The sequence below is a fragment of the Corynebacterium sp. sy039 genome, from assembly GCF_007904105.1.
Taxonomy (GTDB): Bacteria; Actinomycetota; Actinomycetes; order Mycobacteriales; family Mycobacteriaceae; genus Corynebacterium.
Genome location: NZ_CP042325.1, coordinates 1,212,695 through 1,230,728, shown reverse-complemented (window position 1 = coordinate 1,230,728; position 18,034 = coordinate 1,212,695). Strand labels below are relative to the sequence as shown.

The window sequence follows — 18,034 nt, the reverse complement described above, 5'->3', positions numbered from 1 at the left end:
GTCTTTTGCGCACACTGTTTCCTGAAAAAATCTAAAGAAAACGTCGGTGGAGATTTTTGCATACTCTACCGACGTATTCCTGCATCTGATCTCTTATTAAAAAATGAGTATGTTCTTTCACAAGAACAATGAAGAAGGCGAGAACATGGGTGATATGCATAGAGTCGCAGTTCTTGGTTATCCCATCGAACATTCTTTGTCGCCTATTGTGCATAATGCTGGCTATGCTGCTCTTGGCTTAAAGAATTGGCACTACGATCGCTATGAATGTACAGCAGAACAATTGCCTGGGTTAGTGCATTCACTTTCTGATAGTTATCAGGGCTTTTCAGTAACGATGCCAGCAAAATTTGCGGCTTTATCGTTTGCAAACACTGTAAGTAATCGTGCACAAGAAATCGGTTCTGCTAATACGCTGGTAGCTACAGAAAACTTAGGATGGTATGCAGATAATACTGATTGCGAAGGTATCATAGGAAGCCTTGAACAATTAGGGATTACTCGATTTTCTCCAGGCGACAGGGCAGTAGTTATTGGTGGCGGTGGTACTGCGCGCCCCACATTATGGGCATTAGCTCAGCTTGGTATCAATGATGTGGCGGTGATTAATCGAAGTGATAAAACTGCGGAACTTCTTCCTTTGGTTGAGCGTAGTGCAACAAAATTTAATATGCATTCTTATGATGAGGATTTAGGGAAAATATGTTCTGGGAGCAGTGTCATTATTTCTACTGTTCCTTCTGCTGTTGTCGCTCGATATGCACCGCAGATTGTTCACGCTCCGCTTATCGACGTTATCTATGATCCAGCGCCTACTCCTTTACAAGAACTTGCCTATGAGAGAGCAATTCCTGCAGTTGGTGGTCATGTTATGTTAGCGTATCAAGCCTATAGTCAATTTGAGCTTTTTACGGGGCAGCAAGCTCCACGGGAAGTTATGTTTCAAGCACTAGAACAAGCATTGGGATTGCGCTAACATGAGAGCACTCCATTTGTAATGGAACATCGGAAAAATTAATACAGGGGGTGGGGGATATGTTATGCGTTATCAGCATTGGTGTCTTATTAGCACTAGTATGGGCACTGCTTTGTAAAGAAGATATACGTCAGCACAGGCTTGCGCACCGCTATACCTGTTGGAGCGCTGTGTTATCTGTAGCGCTCATATATGTGGTTATGCCTACAGCAATGGGTTATGCGGTGTTCAATGCTCTAGCATGGACTATTGTTTATCTACTCATTGCTATCGCTACAGGAGGATTAGGTGGCGGAGATATTCGGCTTGCAGTAAGTACCGGTATGGTAATTACATTGAGTGGGTATAAAGAGTTTTTAGGAGTCGACTTACTTTTCCATATCAAAAACCTGATTATGGCAATTGCATTAGCCAATGCAATATCTATTGTGGTTTTTCTCATACGGTGTTGCTTTGGTGCAAGGACATCGAGTGTAGCGCATGGTCCAGCGATGATCGGAGCAACTATTGTCATAGTGCTAGGGCATCTATGCCTATGAATACATCTAGCTGTGTGCTGTTAAAGAAAGATATAGGGGATAAGGCGGGGGTAAAAATAGATATTGAGCACTTTCATGTAATAATTGCCTTTATGCTTCGTTGGACTACTGCAGGAGAATCTCACGGTCAAGCATTGGTGAGCATGATTGAACATATGCCCGCCGGTGTGCCAATTACTCGGGAAGAAATTTCTTTCCAGCTAGCTCGTCGTCGTCTTGGGTACGGCAGAGGTGCACGAATGAAATTTGAGGCAGATGAGGTAACGCTTCTTGGTGGTATTCGACACGGAAAAACGCTAGGCAGTCCTATTGCCATTATGATTGGCAACACCGAATGGCCTAAATGGACAACAATCATGTCCGCTGACCCTCTTGATCTTGAGGATCCAGAAGTAGCAGCAGCTATGCAGTCAGGTCGGGGTGCTCAGCTTAAACGACCACGACCAGGGCATGCTGACTTTGCTGGAATGCTGAAATACGATTTTGCAGAAGCGCGCCCTGTTCTCGAACGCTCCTCAGCAAGGGAAACAGCTGCACGTGTTGCTGCAGCAACGGTGGCACGTGCTTTTTTAAGAGAAACTCTAGGTGTTGAGGTATTATCTCACGTTATTTCCATAGGGCGTTCCACACCTTATCATGGCGTATCACCTACTTTCGCTGATCTCGATAGCATTGATGCATCTCCGGTGCGTTGCTTTGATAAAGAAGCTGAGCAGTCCATGATTGCTGAAATTGAATCAGCAAAGAAGAGTGGTGATACTCTTGGCGGAATTATTGAAGTGATTGTTGATGGACTACCTATTGGACTAGGGTCGCACATATCTGCTGATGATCGTCTGGATGGGCAACTTGCAGCTGCTTTGATGAGCATTCAAGCGATCAAGGGCGTGGAAATTGGCGACGGTTTTGCTGAAGCTACTCGACGTGGCTCAGAGGCACATGATGAGATTATTCGTGATAACGATGGAAAAATAATTCGCGAAACAAATCGTGCTGGTGGTTTGGAAGGCGGAATGACAAATGGCGAGTCATTACGTATCCGAGCAGCGATGAAACCGATTTCAACGGTACCTCGTGCACTCAAATCTATTGATATGCACACTGGTGCTGCTGCAACAGCAATTCACCAGCGCTCAGATGTAGTTGCTGTTCCTGCTGCTGGTGTTGTTGCAGAGGCGATGGTGGCATTGGTGCTTGCACGAGCTGTTTTGCAAAAGTTTGGTGGGGATAGTCTGGGGGAAACAAAGAGAAACATAGATTCCTACCAACAATATATTGACACACGCTTGCGGTTTGAGGCTTAAAGAATATCAGAGTAGGTGGTGCATAGTGACTGATGTAGAGACTGTAACAGAAGAAAATACACAAGAAATCACAAGAGACGACGACACACAAAAAGTAGAGCAAACTGATGGTGCAAAAGCACAATATGCAATGAGTGCTCCGATTGTCACTCGTCCTATTGTGGTGCTTGTAGGTCCACCTGGGGCGGGAAAAAGCACAGTGGGTCGTCGTTTAGCACGAGCCTTGCATAAAGAAACCGTTGATACTGATACGTTGATCGAACAGAAATATGGCAAAAAGTGCGGAGAGGTTTTTCATGAACTAGGTGAAGAAAAGTTCCGAGAAGTCGAGGCACAATGTGTGCAAGAGGCATTGCGTAGCGATGGTGTTGTGAGCCTTGGTGGTGGAGCTGTTATAACAGAAGCGACGCGGCAATTACTCAAAAGCCATGTAGTTGTGTGGATAGATATCACTGCTGAAGAGGGTGTGCGTCGGACGCTTTCAGGAACCAATCGACCGATTTTGCAAGCTAATGATCCGATTAGCCATTATCGTGAACTGTTGAAAGAGCGTAGGGCATTTTACCGGGAGGTGTCTCGGTTTAGAGTTCATTCTGATCGTCGCGGACCACAGAAAGTGGTAGCTGATATTCTTGGTTTCATTGAAACTGGGCAGTAATGAAGCGGGTAATGAATAAGCGGTGTATTAACGAGAAGATCGCTTATAGCTGAGGAGTACAGAAAAATGGTTGAGGACATAACACGCGTTGAAGTTCGTGGACAATCGCCTTATGCAGTAAGCATTGGGCGCGGATTAGAACGAACAATTATTGATTTTATTCGTGCTCTGGAAGTACAGCGCGTCGCGATTATTACTCAGCCAGCTGTGCGTAGTCATGCAGATAATTTGGCTAGAAAATGTGCCGAGGCTGGAATCATTGCTGTGGTGATGGGGGTTCCAGACGCAGAAGCTGGGAAAACGTTAGAAATAGCGGGACAGTGTTGGAATACTCTCGGACAGCATTCTTTCACCCGTAATGATGCTGTCATTGGTTTTGGCGGTGGTGCGGTCACCGACCTTGCTGGGTTTGTCGCTTCGGCTTGGATGCGTGGTATCAAGGTTATTCATGTTCCTACCACCTTATTAGCCATGGTTGATGCTTCTGTAGGTGGAAAAACTGGCGTTAATACTATGACCGGGAAAAATCTTGTGGGGACTTTCCATGAACCCAGTGCAGTATTTATTGATTTAGATTTTCTTGATCAGCTGCCTAAAGAAGAAATTATTGCTGGTTCTGCTGAAATTATTAAAACGGGTTTTATAGCTGATCCGGTCATCATTGATCACTATGAACACAGTAATTCTTCATGCCTTGACCCACGAGGACTATTGCCTGAATTGATTGTGCGATCCGTAAAGGTAAAAGCACAGGTAGTGAGCCAAGATTTAACTGAATCTTCGTTAAGAGAGATCTTGAATTATGGTCATACTTTTGGGCATGCAGTTGAGCGCTGTGAAGACTATACATGGCGGCACGGACAAGCAGTGGCAGTAGGCATGATGTTTATTGCTCACTTGGCTTTCAACCGGGGCATAATTTCTGCTGAATTATTAGACTTACATCGTAGAATCCTGGATTCAATAGGTTTAGCAACAAGCTATAGTGCCTCAGAGTGGGATGATCTTTTCGTCGCAATGCGTCATGATAAAAAGAATCGTACGGGGCGTATTCGTTTTGTTGCTATTAACGATATTGCTGATCCCATGCGTATTGAGGATGCTACAGAGGAAGAAATGCGTGCAGCATATGAAGCAATCTCAGGTACTGCTAGTACAGAAAGTAAATGACAATGCATATCTTGGTGCTTAATGGTCCTAATCTTGATCGTCTTGGGAAAAGACAGCCAGACATTTATGGCACAACTACCTTGCGTGATTTAGAAACACTGATTTATGATAAAGCTCAAGAGCTAGGAGTTTCCGTAGAAACTCGTCAATCCAATCATGAAGGCGAACTGATCGAATGGGTGCATGAAGCTGCTGATAAAAATTGGGCAGTAGTGATTAACCCCGGTGGTTTTACCCATACTTCAGTAGCGTTGCGAGATGCCCTTGCAGAAGTAAGCGATGGTGTGGGTTTTATTGAGGTACACATATCGAATGTTCATGCCAGAGAGCCTTTTAGACATCATAGCTATTTATCACCTATCGCTCTGGGCGTGATTGCTGGTTTGGGTACAGCTGGGTATCTTTATGCTTTAGAGCACTTCTCTGGCACGCTACAATAGTAGTGACAGTTTCATCGTTTACGCATTTTGCTGGAAAGGAAACTCGAAGATAATGGCTCTTTCTGATACTCGATTTGCAAATCGACGACGTAACCTAGCAGCAACATTAGCTGGACAGCGAGTAGACATGATGCTGGTTACGCATCTGACTCATGTGGCATACCTTTCTGGTTTTTCCGGGTCTAATGGTTCGTTAATTTTGGCGAAAGACTTATCTGCACAAGTAGCTACTGATGGTCGCTATGTGACTCAGATAGCAGAGGAAGTACCAGATCTTGAGTGCGTGGAAGCTAGAGATACTGCTGTGGAATTGCTCAAGCAAGTAACCGGATCTCGTCGCGTAGGTTTTGAGGCTGATTATGTGTCTGTGGCAGAACTGGAAAAACTCCAGTCTGCTGTGGGGGAAGATATTACTTTGGTGCCAGTACGTGGGGTCATTGAGAAAATCCGGAGCGTCAAGGACTCTCAGGAACTTGATGGCCTCAGAGCAATCGCAGATCTAGCTAATAGTGCTCTACAAGAGCTTATCGACGCGGGTGAATTAGCAGTTGGGCGTAAAGAATCTGATGTTGCAGCAGATTTGGAGTACCGGATGCGTCGAAAAGGTGCGCAACGCCCAAGTTTTGATACCATCGTTGCTTCTGGTCCTAATTCTGCTAAACCGCATCATGGTGCGTCAGATCGACTTATCCAAGCAGGTGATTTTGTCACCATTGATTTTGGTGCTCATGCACATGGTTTTAATTCGGATACTACAAGAACGTTCATCATGGGACATGCTACTGATTTCACTCGTGAAATTTATGATGTGGTATTACGTGCACAACAAGCAGGTTGTGCAGCTGCTGTGGCAGGTACTGCCTTAGCTGATGTTGATAAGGCATGTCGCGATATTATTACCGACGCGGGTTATGGTGAATATTTTGTTCATTCAACGGGTCATGGTGTGGGCTTAGATCTGCATGAAGCACCGTATGCTGCTCGAGGGGCAAGTGGTGTGCTAGAAGAAAATATGACATTGACGATTGAACCTGGCATATATAATCCCTGGTAAGGGTGGGGTGCGTATTGAGGATACGCTCATCATTACATCAGGACAGCCAGAGAATCTTACGAATAGTTTGAGTAAAGAGTTTCAGGTTATTGGGTAGCCGCCCACGCCTAGCCGAGGCGAAACTGCGTTTAAGGTAGGAATCTGCTAACATTAGTTTGTTTTATGCACTCTGTGCATAATCGGTACTGATATTCATGATGCCAAATACTATAAGGAAGTTTTCTCGTGGCAACCACTGCTGATTTCAAGAATGGTCTTGTACTTAAGATTGATAATAAGCTACAGCAAATTATTGAGTTTCAACACGTAAAACCTGGTAAAGGTCCTGCTTTTGTACGTACCAAGCTCAAAGATGTGGTGTCAGGCAAAGTAACTGATAAAACATTCAACGCTGGTGTCAAGGTAGAAACAGCAACTGTGTTGATCGACGTGATATGAGTTACCTCTATAATGATGGATCTTCTTATGTCGTTATGGATGCTAAGACTTATGAACAGCACGAACTTGCACCTCATCTTTTTGGTGATGCAGCAAAGTTCCTTCTGGAAAACACCACCGTTCAAGTTTCTTTCCATGAAGGTGAGCCACTATTTGCTGAGTTGCCTATTTCTTTGGATCTTCGTATCGAGCACACAGATCCAGGTTTGCAAGGGGATCGTTCTACCGGTGGTACTAAACCAGCTACTCTAGAAACTGGCGCTGAGATTCAAGTTCCATTGTTCATTGAGACTGGAAATATCGTAAAAGTTGATACGCGTGATGGCTCGTATATCTCTCGCGTCAATAACTAATCTCAACTCTGTGCACCATACTGGTGCACACGTTTCTATCCAAATAATTGAGGTCTGAGAATATTCCAGTGGAAGAAAAAAACAAAAAGGCTGGTGCTGCTGCACGTAATTTTAAGCGTCATGGATCACGCTATAAAGCACGTCGTCGTGCGGTGGAGATTTTGTTCGAGGCAGAAACTCGCGACGTAGATCCAGTTGCTATTGTGGCAGAACGGGTAGAGCTTGCTAAAGATCTCGACAATGCTGTCGCCCCTATTGCCGACTATACGCAGGTAATTGTGCAGGGAGTGGCCGAGGAACTCGATCGCATAGATGAGACAATTGCTGCGCATTTGAGCAATGAATGGGAATTAAGTCGTATCCCTGGCGTCGATAGAGCAGTGTTGCGTGTTGCACTTTGGGAGATGCTCTTTAATGAAGATGTCCCTCTGAAAGCGGCGCTTGTTGACGCAGTGGAACTTGCTTCGCAGTATTCGATCGATTCGGCACCAGACTATATTAATGGTTTGTTGGATACGATCATGAATAATATCGAAGAGGTTCGCTCCAGAGCACAAGAAGAAACACGAGACGGAGATGATGGAGAATCTGATGCGTCAAGTGATTTTGTAGACACTGATCTCGCTCATCTAGAGTTGGACGATAGCACTGTGTCGGCTGATGATGAAACGGCAGTGTCACAAGAAAGTGAGACTCCTGCTGCATCTGAATCAGAGAACTCCCTATGACGTGTTCTTGCTTAACGACGTGATCAATAGGCTATGAGTGATTTCATAGCCTATTGATTTATTTTTGTGCGCTATAAAGTTGTTCGGTGCCTAACTCATGGGTAAGGGCAAGGTCGATCGTCGGATAGCGGAAAGTATGGTTGAGCTCTGTGAGTTTTTCGGACGTGGTTTTACTGTGGGAGAAAAACGACTTATCCCACGCAGTTGTACGGAATAGTGATTGAGGATTAAAGGCAGCAAAGGTAGGAAACGGAAGTTTGGCTGATTGCTTTACTGTGTGGCCTAAGTGCTGTACCAGTTGCTTTATCTGTATATTCTCTGGGCTTGATGCGTTAAGAATGCCTGAAATACTCTCATCAAGGATTACTCGTACATAGATATCAGTGAGGTCATCCATACTAATCCAAGAGAACCATGTTTCGTTGTTCATCAGTCGACTTCCTACGCCTAGACCTGCGGAAAACAGAGTTTTTAGTAGCGGAACAATGCCATGAGCACCACTGACGACAGTGCTGCTGCTCACATATGTTATGCGTATTGATTCCCTAGAATACTGAGAAAGGTAGTGTTGTAAGGCTTCTGGTTCAGTATGCGAATGATCAGCAATGATGACATTGGTGCAGCCATGCGCATGAGCATTATTGATCAGTAGCTCAGTTGCCTCATGCGATGTGGTATTTGTGGCATTTTTCTTTGGCTGTTGCGTAGCAAGATGGACTAAGACATCAACGCCTGTTAACAGATCATGTGCTGGACTATGAGGAGTCCAACAGCGATGTTCATTGCCGAGATCATGGGTATTGTGCTTTTTCTGATACTCGTTAAGCTCAATGACGTGATGACCAAGAGTATTTAATTGGGCAGCGAGTGTTCGCCCAAGCGTAGTTGTTGCTCCCGTGAGTGCAATGCGTAGTGGTGATCTGATGGCATCAGAGCATAAGAGTGGTATCTTTGTGCCAAAGAGCATATGAAAACGTTGTGCAGCAGTAATATCCTGAATGAGCTGGTGCTGTCGGTAAGCAAGGTAAGCAGTTATAGAGCGTAGGGGGAGTCTCGTCGATATAGTGTCAGTAATTTTTGTCGTCGGGAGTTGTTTTGTTTGCGTTGCGGAGGAATCGCTTGTGGCAAAGACATGGGTATGCCGCCAATGGGATAAGTGTCGAATAGGGGATGTTGTACACACATCACTAAAACAGTATCCCGATAGATAACCAGAAAGATCATAACGAGACTGCCACTTCAGACCGGCAGGAAGGTGATAGACAACAGTACCAGTAGATAAGGATGGGGTAATGCTATGGGGTGTGAAAGGATAAAAGCGGGGCATGAGCCTTGTTATGGCACCAGGTGCAGTATGCCATTGCCAAATAACATTGCGTTCCGCCGGCACATTATGGCTTATGCTATGCTCCATAAGTTTTCTCCTAAAAAGTTCTTTGGTCATAGTCTAGTATTTTTGCCCTGGTTTTCTACTGCCATTGGGGATCTTTGTACTCCTTTAGACGTCTTTGCGTATTAGGGAGCAGTTTTGTGCAAACAATGAAGCAAGAGGAGTATGAATTCAGATAAGAGATTACACGTAGGTATGTATAGTGCTAGACTCAGAAAGTGATCTTGAACGCTCATATGTGATAGTGATGAGTTACGAGCTGTCATCAATATGAGTGATTCAGATACAGAGAAAATATCCTTTAACAGACCGCACTGAGAGGCGGGAAAGGAAACATATGCTTGATTCTTCGGTAGAAACTGTGCAGTTACTATCTGGTGAAGATGTGTCGCGCACTATTGCACGTATGGCTCATCAGATTATTGAGAAAACTGCTTTTGATGCTCCCGACGCTCCTCCAATTATTTTGCTGGGCATTCCTTCAGGGGGAGTGCCATTAGCACAGCGTTTAGCTGAGAAAATCACTGAGTTTAGTTCTCGGGAAATACCAGTAGGTTCCATTGACATCACACTCTATCGTGATGATCTTCGTGCGAAACCACATCGTGCTTTGCAGCCAACTAATATCCCTGCATCAGGAATAGATGGGGTGACTGTTATTTTGGTCGATGATGTGCTGTTTTCTGGACGCACAATCAGAGCTGCATTGGATGCTTTGCGTGATATTGGTAGACCAGAGCAAGTGCAGCTTGCTGTTTTGGTTGATCGAGGTCACCGACAGTTACCTATTCGTGCTGATTATGTTGGTAAAAATTTGCCTACGTCACGTCATGAAGATGTAAAAGTTCTCAGCAGCAGTATTGACGGCGAAGACGCTGTTGTTCTTACGAAGAGAGGTTAGCAATGAAGCATCTGCTTTCTATTGCGGATTTAAGTAAAGACGAGATTATTGCGCTTATGGATGAAGCTGATCGTTTTCGAGAGGCTTTAGCTGGTAGGGAATTAAAAAAACTACCTACGTTACGTGGTCGAACAATTTTTACACTTTTCTATGAGAACTCTACCCGTACGCGTTCTTCCTTTGAGACTGCCGGTAAATGGATGAGTGCTGATGTGATTAACATTTCTGCGTCTTCGTCGTCAGTGAAAAAGGGTGAATCTCTTAAAGACACTGGTTTGACCTTGAGTGCGATTGGTGCTGACGCAATCATTATCCGCCATCCTTCTTCGGGTGCTGCACAGCAATTGGCGCGCTGGGTGGCTCCCAATGGTCAGGGACCGAGCGTTATTAATGCTGGTGATGGTTCTCATCAGCATCCGACACAAGCATTGCTTGATGCAGTAACAATGCGGCAGCGTTTAGGCACCATTGAAGGGAAAAAAGTTGTGATTGTAGGCGATTGTTTACATTCACGAGTTGTTCGCTCAAATGTTGATGTATTGAGTAAACTTGGCGCTGATGTTGTTCTTGTCGCACCTCCGACGCTCTTACCACCTGGTATTGAAACGTGGCAGGTGCGTTTTTCTTATGACATGGATGCAGAGATAGATGATGCTGATGTGGTCATGATGCTGCGCGTGCAGCAAGAGCGTATGAATGGTGGTTTTTTCCCGTCGCATAGAGAATATGCGACGCTGTATTCTATGAGCGAAGCTCGTGAAGCACGCCTAAAAGATGAGGCAATTATCATGCACCCAGGGCCTATGTTGCGTGGTATGGAAATTAATTTTTCTGTTGCAGACGCAGATCGAACAGCAATTCTCCAGCAGGTCAGTAATGGTGTTCATGCACGTATGGCGGTGTTGTTTAGCTTGCTTGCTAATTCTCAAACCCCAGGGTTTTAACAGTGGAGAAACAGAATAAAGGACAACAGATAATGAATGATATTTCTCAAAGCTATCCTTCCACTGGTCAATTAGCACCAGCATATGATGGCACAGTTCTGATAAAGAACACTCGTATTTATGGTCAAGGAAAACCAGTGAATGTACTCATTACTAATGGAGTCATTACTGATATCGATAGTCACGTTGATCACGCCGATAAAATCATTGATGCCAAAGAGGGTGTCTTATTACCAGGTTTGGTAGATATGCATGTTCACTTACGTGAGCCTGGTAGAGAAGATACAGAAACAATTGCTACGGGTTCTTTAGCGGCAGCACGTGGTGGTTTTACTGCTGTGTTTACTATGGCTAATACCCAACCAGTGCTTGATCAGCCAGTAATTGCAGAGTCAGTATGGTACAAGGGGCAGAACATTGGACTATGCGACGTGCATCCTGTAGGTTCAATCACCAAAGATCTTGCTGGTAAAGAACTTACTGAGTTCGGTATGCTTGCGCGTAGTGACGCAAAAGTACGAATGTTCTCTGACGATGGAAAATGCGTAGACAATCCATTGATTATGCGTCGCGCTATTGAGTATGCCAAAGGTTTGGATGTGCTTTTGGCACAGCATTGCGAGGATTCTCGGCTTACTGAAGGTGCGGTGGCTCATGAAGGTCCTCATGCAGCACGTCTTGGATTGCGTGGATGGCCACGGGTGGCAGAGGAGTCGATTATTGCTCGTGATGCTATTTTGGCACGTGATTATGGTAATCGCATTCATATTTGTCATGCTTCCACTCAAGGAAGTGTCGAATTGCTGAAGTGGGCCAAGCAACAAGGCATTCCGATGAGTGCAGAAGTGACCCCACATCACCTTTTGCTTGACGACGAAAGACTCAGTGATTACGACGGCGTTAATCGTGTCAATCCACCGCTGCGTGAGCATAGTGATGTCATTGCTTTGCAAGAAGGACTACTTGAGGGGTGGATTGATTGCGTCGCTACTGATCATGCACCACATGGCAGTGAAGACAAATGTTGTGAGTTTGAGAATGCCAAGCCAGGAATGTTGGGATTAGAGACTTCTTTGGCAGTTATTGCGGAAGTTTTTGTCAAAAGCGGTAGGGCGGATTGGCGCTTTGTTGCCAAAGTAATGAGTGAAAATCCTGCTAAAATCGTGCGTTTGCCTGGTCATGGTCGTCCTATTCTTCCAGGAGAACCAGCTAATTTATGCATTGTGGATCCTGATTATTCGTGGCAGGTTGATGGGAAGAAGCTGGCGTCGAAAGCAAGTAATACTCCTTATGAAGGAATGTCATTTAGTACAAAGGTGACGGCAACAATTTTGCGTGGACACATTACTCATCATGTGGACGTGTAAGTGGCGGGTTACCCAAAAAGGAAATAATATAATTATTCAACTGCATATTATGTCTATATAATGTGCATTAACGCAGGAGAAAGGTGACGCAGTGACGTCCACTACACGATCTAAGGCTATTTTGGTTTTAGCTGATGGTAAAACATTTCACGGATTTAGCTTTGGCGCTACTGGTACTACTTTGGGTGAAGCCGTATTCAGCACCGCAATGACTGGCTATCAAGAAACACTGACTGACCCGTCGTATCACCGACAAATCGTAGTCGCAACTGCACCACAAATAGGTAATACCGGTTGGAATGATGAGGATGGCGAATCCCAAGGGGACAAAATCTGGGTCGCAGGTTTTGCTATTCGTGATCTCTCGGCACGGGTATCAAATTGGCGTGCGCAACGCAGTCTGGAAGATGAGATGATTGCTCAAGGGATCATCGGTATTTCTGGTATTGATACTCGGGCTTTGGTGCGCAGATTACGCAATTTTGGTTCCATTCCTGCAGGCATCTTTTCTGGTGAGCAGGCGCACAAGCCAGTAGAAGAATTAGTTGATATTGTGAAAAATCAGCAGCCAATGGCAGGCGCAGATTTGGCAAAAGAGGTGTCTACCATGCAGCCATACACGGTAGAAGCTGAGGGAGAACATCAGTACACTGTCGTAGCCTATGACATGGGAATCAAACCAAACACACCACGTAACTTTGCACAACGTGGCATTCGCACTATTGTCGTTCCTGCAAATACGCCATACGCGCAGATTGCGCAATATAATCCGGATGGCGTATTCATCTCTAATGGCCCAGGAGATCCAGCAACTGCCGACGAGATGGTAGCAATTGTGCAGGAAATTTTATCCCAACAGATTCCATTGTTTGGTATTTGTTTCGGCAATCAAATCCTTGGTCGGGCATTAGGGCTTAAGACGTACAAGATGAAGTTTGGTCATCGAGGAATTAATGTTCCTGTGCTCAATCATGTGACGGGAAAAATTGATATTACAGCGCAGAATCATGGTTTTGCTTTAGTTGGGGAAGCGGGCGATGTTTTCGATACGCCTTTTGGTAAAGCGCAGGTAACACATACCTGTCTTAATGATGGCACAGTAGAAGGTGTTGCATTGTTGAGTGGATTGGCTTATTCGGTTCAATATCATCCTGAAGCTGCGGCAGGACCGCATGATGCTAATCCATTGTTCGATCAATTTTTTGACCTGCTTCGTGTTCATAAAGAACAAAGTGCCTCGCAGCAGAAATCACAAAGCTAAACCAACCAGGAGGAAAGAAAATGCCAAAGCGCAATGATATTAACCACGTCCTGGTTATTGGATCAGGACCTATTGTTATTGGTCAAGCCTGTGAGTTTGATTATTCGGGAACTCAGGCGTGTCGTGTGCTTAAAGAAGAAGGATTAAGGGTCACACTGATTAATTCTAATCCAGCAACGATTATGACTGATCCCGAGTTTGCTGATCATACTTATGTTGAGCCAATTCAACCAGAATATATTGAAAAGATCTTTGAGAAAGAGCAAGAACAAGGACATCCCATTGATGCTGTTCTTGCTACGTTGGGTGGGCAAACAGCACTCAACGCTGCTATCGCATTGGATCGTCGAGGCAGCTTAAAAAAGTATGGCGTTGAACTCATTGGTGCGGACATTGACGCAATTGAACGAGGTGAAGATCGCCAAAAGTTTAAGGACATCGTCGCCAAAATTGGCGGTGAATCTGCGCGTTCACGAGTCTGTCATAGCATGGAAGAAGTGCGAGAAGCTGTTGCAGAACTTGGCTTACCTGTTGTAGTTCGTCCTTCATTTACTATGGGTGGTCTTGGTTCGGGGCTTGCCTTTACTGATGCTGATCTAGAACGTATTGCTGGTGGCGGATTAGCCGCATCACCTGAGGCGAATGTGCTCATTGAGGAGTCGATTCTTGGCTGGAAAGAATATGAACTAGAGCTTATGCGTGATGGCGCAGATAATGTTGTAGTTATTTGCTCTATCGAAAACGTCGACGCGCTCGGTGTCCATACAGGTGATTCTGTTACCGTGGCACCTGCAATGACCCTAACCGATCGTGAATACCAAAAGATGCGCGATCAAAGTATAGCGATTATCCGAGAAGTGGGTGTAGATACGGGCGGATGCAATATCCAATTTGCACTTAATCCACATGATGGTCGTCTGATTACCATCGAAATGAATCCTCGAGTATCTCGTTCGTCTGCGCTGGCGTCGAAAGCAACTGGTTTCCCTATTGCGAAAATCGCGGCAAAACTTGCCATTGGGTACACTCTCGATGAGATTACTAATGACATTACTGGTACAACGCCTGCGGCGTTTGAGCCGACTCTTGATTATGTCGTCGTTAAGGCGCCACGTTTTGCCTTTGAGAAATTTGTTGGCGCGGATGACACCCTCACTACCACTATGAAGTCGGTTGGTGAGGCAATGAGTCTGGGACGTAACTATGTGAGTGCGCTTTCTAAAGTTATGCGTTCCCTAGAGAATAAACAGAATGGTTTTTGGACCGTAGCTGATGAGGATTTTGCAGGCGATCGTGCTCATGATGTCCAAGCAGTGCTGGAAGATCTCAAGCGTCCTACTGAAGGGCGAATGTATGATGCTGAATTAGCATTACGGTTGGGTGCTAGTGTTGATCAAGTACACCAAGCATCAGGAATTGACCCTTGGTTCTTGGAAGAGCTACATACCCTTGTTAGATTTAGGGAAGAGCTTATTAGCGCAGAAAAAATTGATGCAGACATCATGCGTCGCGCAAAGTTTTTTGGTTTATCTGATCATCAAATTTCGATTCTGCGTCCAGAATTAGGTGATGAAGAAGCTGTACGTCAATTGAGGTGGGAGTGGGATATCCATCCTGTCTTTAAGACGGTGGATACGTGTGCCGCGGAATTCGAGGCAACTACGCCATATCACTACAGCAGTTACGAACTGGATCCTGCTGCGGAATCTGAGGTGCGTGAGCAAAAAGAAAAAGAGAAAATCATTATTCTTGGCTCGGGTCCTAACCGTATTGGTCAAGGTATCGAGTTTGATTACTCGTGTGTTCATGCAGCCTTAGAATTATCTCGTGTTGGCTATGAAACTGTGATGGTCAACTGCAACCCAGAGACTGTATCTACTGACTATGACACAGCTGATCGTCTCTATTTTGAGCCACTCACTTTCGAGGACGTCATGGAAGTCTATCGGGCAGAATCTATTTCTGGCACGGTGGCAGGTGTTATTGTTCAGCTCGGTGGCCAGACACCACTACGTCTTGCAGCACGTCTGAAAGCAGCAGGGGTTCCAGTTATTGGAACGTCACCAGAAGCTATCGATTTGGCAGAAGATCGTGGTGAGTTCGGTGAGGTACTGCGTAAGGCTCATCTTCCTGCTCCTGATTTTGGTACGGCAACTACCTTTGATGAAGCCAAAGAGGTAGCGCAACGCATTGGTTATCCGGTGCTTGTTCGCCCTTCCTATGTGCTAGGCGGACGTGGTATGGAAATCGTTTATGATGAGCAATCTCTGCAGGATTATATTGAGCGTGCTACAGAGATTACTTCTGATCATCCGGTACTTGTAGATAGATTCCTTGATTCTGCTATTGAGATTGACGTCGATGCGCTATGCGACGGCACTGATGTTTATCTTGCTGGCGTGATGGAACATATTGAGGAAGCGGGTATTCACTCCGGTGACTCTGCTTGTGCTTTGCCACCGATGACATTGGGCGTGGAAGATATTGAAAAAGTGCGTCGATCTACCGAAGCATTAGCTCATGGTATTGGGGTAAAAGGTCTGATCAATGTGCAGTATGCTCTCAAAGACGATGTGCTTTATGTTATTGAAGCGAATCCACGTGCTTCACGTACTGTACCGTTTGTTTCTAAAGCTACGGGGGTTCATCTAGCTAAAGCTGCATCACGTATTATGACCGGCAGTTCCATTGCACAACTCAAAGAAGAGGGGTTGTTGCCTACGAGCTATGATGGTGGTTCTTTACCACTAGAATCCCCTATTGCAGTGAAAGAGGCAGTGATGCCTTTTACACGCTTCAGGTATCCTGATGGCTCGATGATGGACACTTTGCTAGGTCCAGAAATGAAATCTACTGGCGAGGTCATGGGACTAGCTGATAATTTTGGTGCAGCATATGCTAAAGCAGAATTAGCATCCTTTGGTGCATTACCGACGCAAGGTACTGTCTTTGTTTCTGTTGCTAACAGGGATAAACGCACACTTATTTTCCCTATTCAGCGCTTAGCTTCATTGGGCTTTAAGCTCCTTGCTACTAGCGGTACGGCAGCGATGCTGCGTCGCAATGGCATTGAATGTGAAACAGTATTAAAGCAATCTGAAGTAGCAGCCAAAGGTGATGCGGCTGAACAAGAACACCAGTCCATTATTGATTTGATTAATGCTGGAAAAGTGGATTTGATTCTTAACACTCCGGCTGGTTCTTCGGGTGCTCGCAATGATGGTTATGGTATTCGTGCGGCAGCGGTCAATGTTGATGTAGCGCTTGTTACCACGGTTCAAGGCGTGACAGCAGCAGTGCAGGGCATTGAGGCGATCCGCAATGGTGGATTCCATGTGCGTGCCTTGCAAGAGCTTGATCATGCGCATAATGACGCTCCACATTCTGCATAGCGTGTAGGGGTTATATGTTGGAAGCCGCAATCATCTTAATAATTAAGGGTTGCGGCTTGTCTGTTTGGATAGAACAGCAATGGAGATATAGGGGTAAGGCGGTCAGGTATGGAAAAAGAAACTTTTGGCGATAGGCTTGTTGCTGCTGGCAGAAGATATGGAAAATTATGCGTAGGAATTGATCCACACCAAGAGCTACTAGGGCAGTGGGGCTTGTCGACGGATCTATCAGGCTTGCGAAAGTTCAGTGAGATATGTGTTGCGGCTTTTTCTGACACAGTTGCATTGGTGAAACCGCAAGTAGCTTTTTATGAGGCGTATGGTTCTGCTGGATTTGCTGTTTTAGAGCACACCATTGCCCAGCTGCGGGAATCAGGTACTTTAGTGCTTGCCGACGCCAAACGCGGGGACATTGGTTCGACAATGGCAGGATACGCTCATGCGTGGCTATCGGAAGACTCGCCACTATGTTGTGATGGTGTAACTGTATCGCCTTTTTTGGGATACGGTTCTCTAAAACCTGTTCTTGATCTAGCTAGGGAGCACAATAAAGGTGTTTTCGTTTTGGCTGCTACTTCTAATCCTGAAGCTCGGGAACTCCAAAGCCATAGTGATGTGCAAGGAAAAACAGTTTCGCAGCATATTGTGGATGAAGTTGCTGCTACCAATGAGGTGGAGAAAGCCAGTGGGCACTATGGAAATGTGGGAGTTGTAGTGGGAGCAACATTATCCCACTCCCAAGCGCCAGCATTAGAAAAACTGCATGGTCCCATTTTGCTGCCTGGTGTTGGTGCTCAAGGTGCAACGGCGAGAGATGTTGAATGTTTGACCAAAGGGGTATCAGAATTAGCTTTCCCTAACGCATCTCGATCTATTTTAGCTGCGGGACCTGATGTAACAGCTATGCGTGCTGCAATAAAACAATTAGTTGCTGACTTGGAGCAGTGAGATATTAAAATGCCAGGTCACTTTCATTTTTTCCATAGCTATTGACCTGGTGTTTTGTGATTAAAATGGTCTGTTACCTAGACTTTTATAAAATAGTGCTACACTATTGTGAGCACTGACAATATATTAGGTGGCTAGTAATACTCAAAAATTGATTCTTTTCATATGAAT

General features: G+C 45.2%; 14 protein-coding genes and 2 pseudogenes. 15 read left to right on the top strand and 1 reads right to left on the bottom strand.

All coding sequences use genetic code 11. From position 1 onward, the window contains the following. The first annotated feature begins 145 nt into the window (after positions 1–145). The 9 genes and pseudogenes from FQV43_RS05560 (at position 146) to nusB (ending at position 7,660) form a co-directional block, all read left to right on the top strand. Positions 146–976 (top strand): shikimate dehydrogenase, encoded by an 831-nt coding sequence (locus FQV43_RS05560; RefSeq protein ID WP_144272962.1) that lies wholly within the window; start codon positions 146–148, stop codon positions 974–976. Between the two features lie 59 nt (positions 977–1,035). Continuing rightward, entirely contained in the window at positions 1,036–1,515 is a 480-nt protein-coding gene (locus FQV43_RS05555; protein ID WP_146339363.1) for a prepilin peptidase, read from the top strand. A 92-nt stretch (positions 1,516–1,607) separates the two neighbouring features. Continuing rightward, positions 1,608–2,819: a chorismate synthase gene (gene aroC, locus FQV43_RS05550; RefSeq protein WP_144273433.1), complete on the top strand. Its 1,212-nt coding sequence runs from the start codon at positions 1,608–1,610 to the stop codon at positions 2,817–2,819. 130 nt (positions 2,820–2,949) lie between these two features. Beyond that, positions 2,950–3,477: a shikimate kinase gene (locus FQV43_RS05545; protein WP_144273432.1), complete on the top strand. Its 528-nt coding sequence runs from the start codon at positions 2,950–2,952 to the stop codon at positions 3,475–3,477. Positions 3,478–3,555: 78 nt separating this feature from the next. Beyond that, positions 3,556–4,647 (top strand): 3-dehydroquinate synthase, encoded by a 1,092-nt coding sequence (gene aroB / locus FQV43_RS05540; protein WP_146340442.1) that lies wholly within the window; start codon positions 3,556–3,558, stop codon positions 4,645–4,647. Between the two features lie 2 nt (positions 4,648–4,649). Then, positions 4,650–5,087, top strand: a complete 438-nt coding sequence (gene aroQ, locus FQV43_RS05535; protein ID WP_146340440.1) for a type II 3-dehydroquinate dehydratase — start codon at positions 4,650–4,652, stop codon at positions 5,085–5,087. 52 nt (positions 5,088–5,139) lie between these two features. Beyond that, positions 5,140–6,238 (top strand): annotated as a pseudogene (locus FQV43_RS05530) (aminopeptidase P family protein). 128 nt (positions 6,239–6,366) lie between these two features. After that, positions 6,367–6,932 (top strand): annotated as a pseudogene (gene efp, locus FQV43_RS05525) (elongation factor P). A gap of 62 nt (positions 6,933–6,994) precedes the next feature. Further along, a complete protein-coding gene (gene nusB, locus FQV43_RS05520; protein ID WP_371710939.1) occupies positions 6,995–7,660 on the top strand; it encodes a transcription antitermination factor NusB in 666 nt (221 codons plus the stop codon). Positions 7,661–7,718: 58 nt separating this feature from the next. Here the strand turns inward: nusB and FQV43_RS05515 are convergent, their stop codons facing one another. Beyond that, positions 7,719–9,074, bottom strand: a complete 1,356-nt coding sequence (locus FQV43_RS05515; protein ID WP_168195051.1) for an NAD-dependent epimerase/dehydratase family protein — start codon at positions 9,072–9,074, stop codon at positions 7,719–7,721. 313 nt (positions 9,075–9,387) lie between these two features. Between FQV43_RS05515 and pyrR the strand changes: the two genes are divergently transcribed. From pyrR to pyrF, 6 genes are all read left to right on the top strand, one after another. Next, positions 9,388–9,951 (top strand): bifunctional pyr operon transcriptional regulator/uracil phosphoribosyltransferase PyrR, encoded by a 564-nt coding sequence (gene pyrR / locus FQV43_RS05510; protein ID WP_144272956.1) that lies wholly within the window; start codon positions 9,388–9,390, stop codon positions 9,949–9,951. Positions 9,952–9,953: 2 nt separating this feature from the next. After that, positions 9,954–10,895 (top strand): aspartate carbamoyltransferase catalytic subunit, encoded by a 942-nt coding sequence (locus FQV43_RS05505; RefSeq protein ID WP_146339357.1) that lies wholly within the window; start codon positions 9,954–9,956, stop codon positions 10,893–10,895. Positions 10,896–10,927: 32 nt separating this feature from the next. Next, on the top strand, positions 10,928–12,262 hold the full coding sequence (locus tag FQV43_RS05500) for a dihydroorotase (RefSeq protein WP_144272954.1): 1,335 nt from the start codon (positions 10,928–10,930) through the stop codon (positions 12,260–12,262). Positions 12,263–12,353: 91 nt separating this feature from the next. After that, positions 12,354–13,523, top strand: coding sequence for a glutamine-hydrolyzing carbamoyl-phosphate synthase small subunit (gene carA, locus FQV43_RS05495; protein WP_146339355.1), 1,170 nt, complete (start codon positions 12,354–12,356; stop codon positions 13,521–13,523). A 20-nt stretch (positions 13,524–13,543) separates the two neighbouring features. Next, on the top strand, positions 13,544–16,915 hold the full coding sequence (gene carB / locus FQV43_RS05490; protein WP_146339353.1) for a carbamoyl-phosphate synthase large subunit: 3,372 nt from the start codon (positions 13,544–13,546) through the stop codon (positions 16,913–16,915). A 108-nt stretch (positions 16,916–17,023) separates the two neighbouring features. After that, positions 17,024–17,863: an orotidine-5'-phosphate decarboxylase gene (gene pyrF, locus FQV43_RS05485; protein ID WP_146339351.1), complete on the top strand. Its 840-nt coding sequence runs from the start codon at positions 17,024–17,026 to the stop codon at positions 17,861–17,863. The last annotated feature ends 171 nt before the right edge of the window (positions 17,864–18,034 follow it).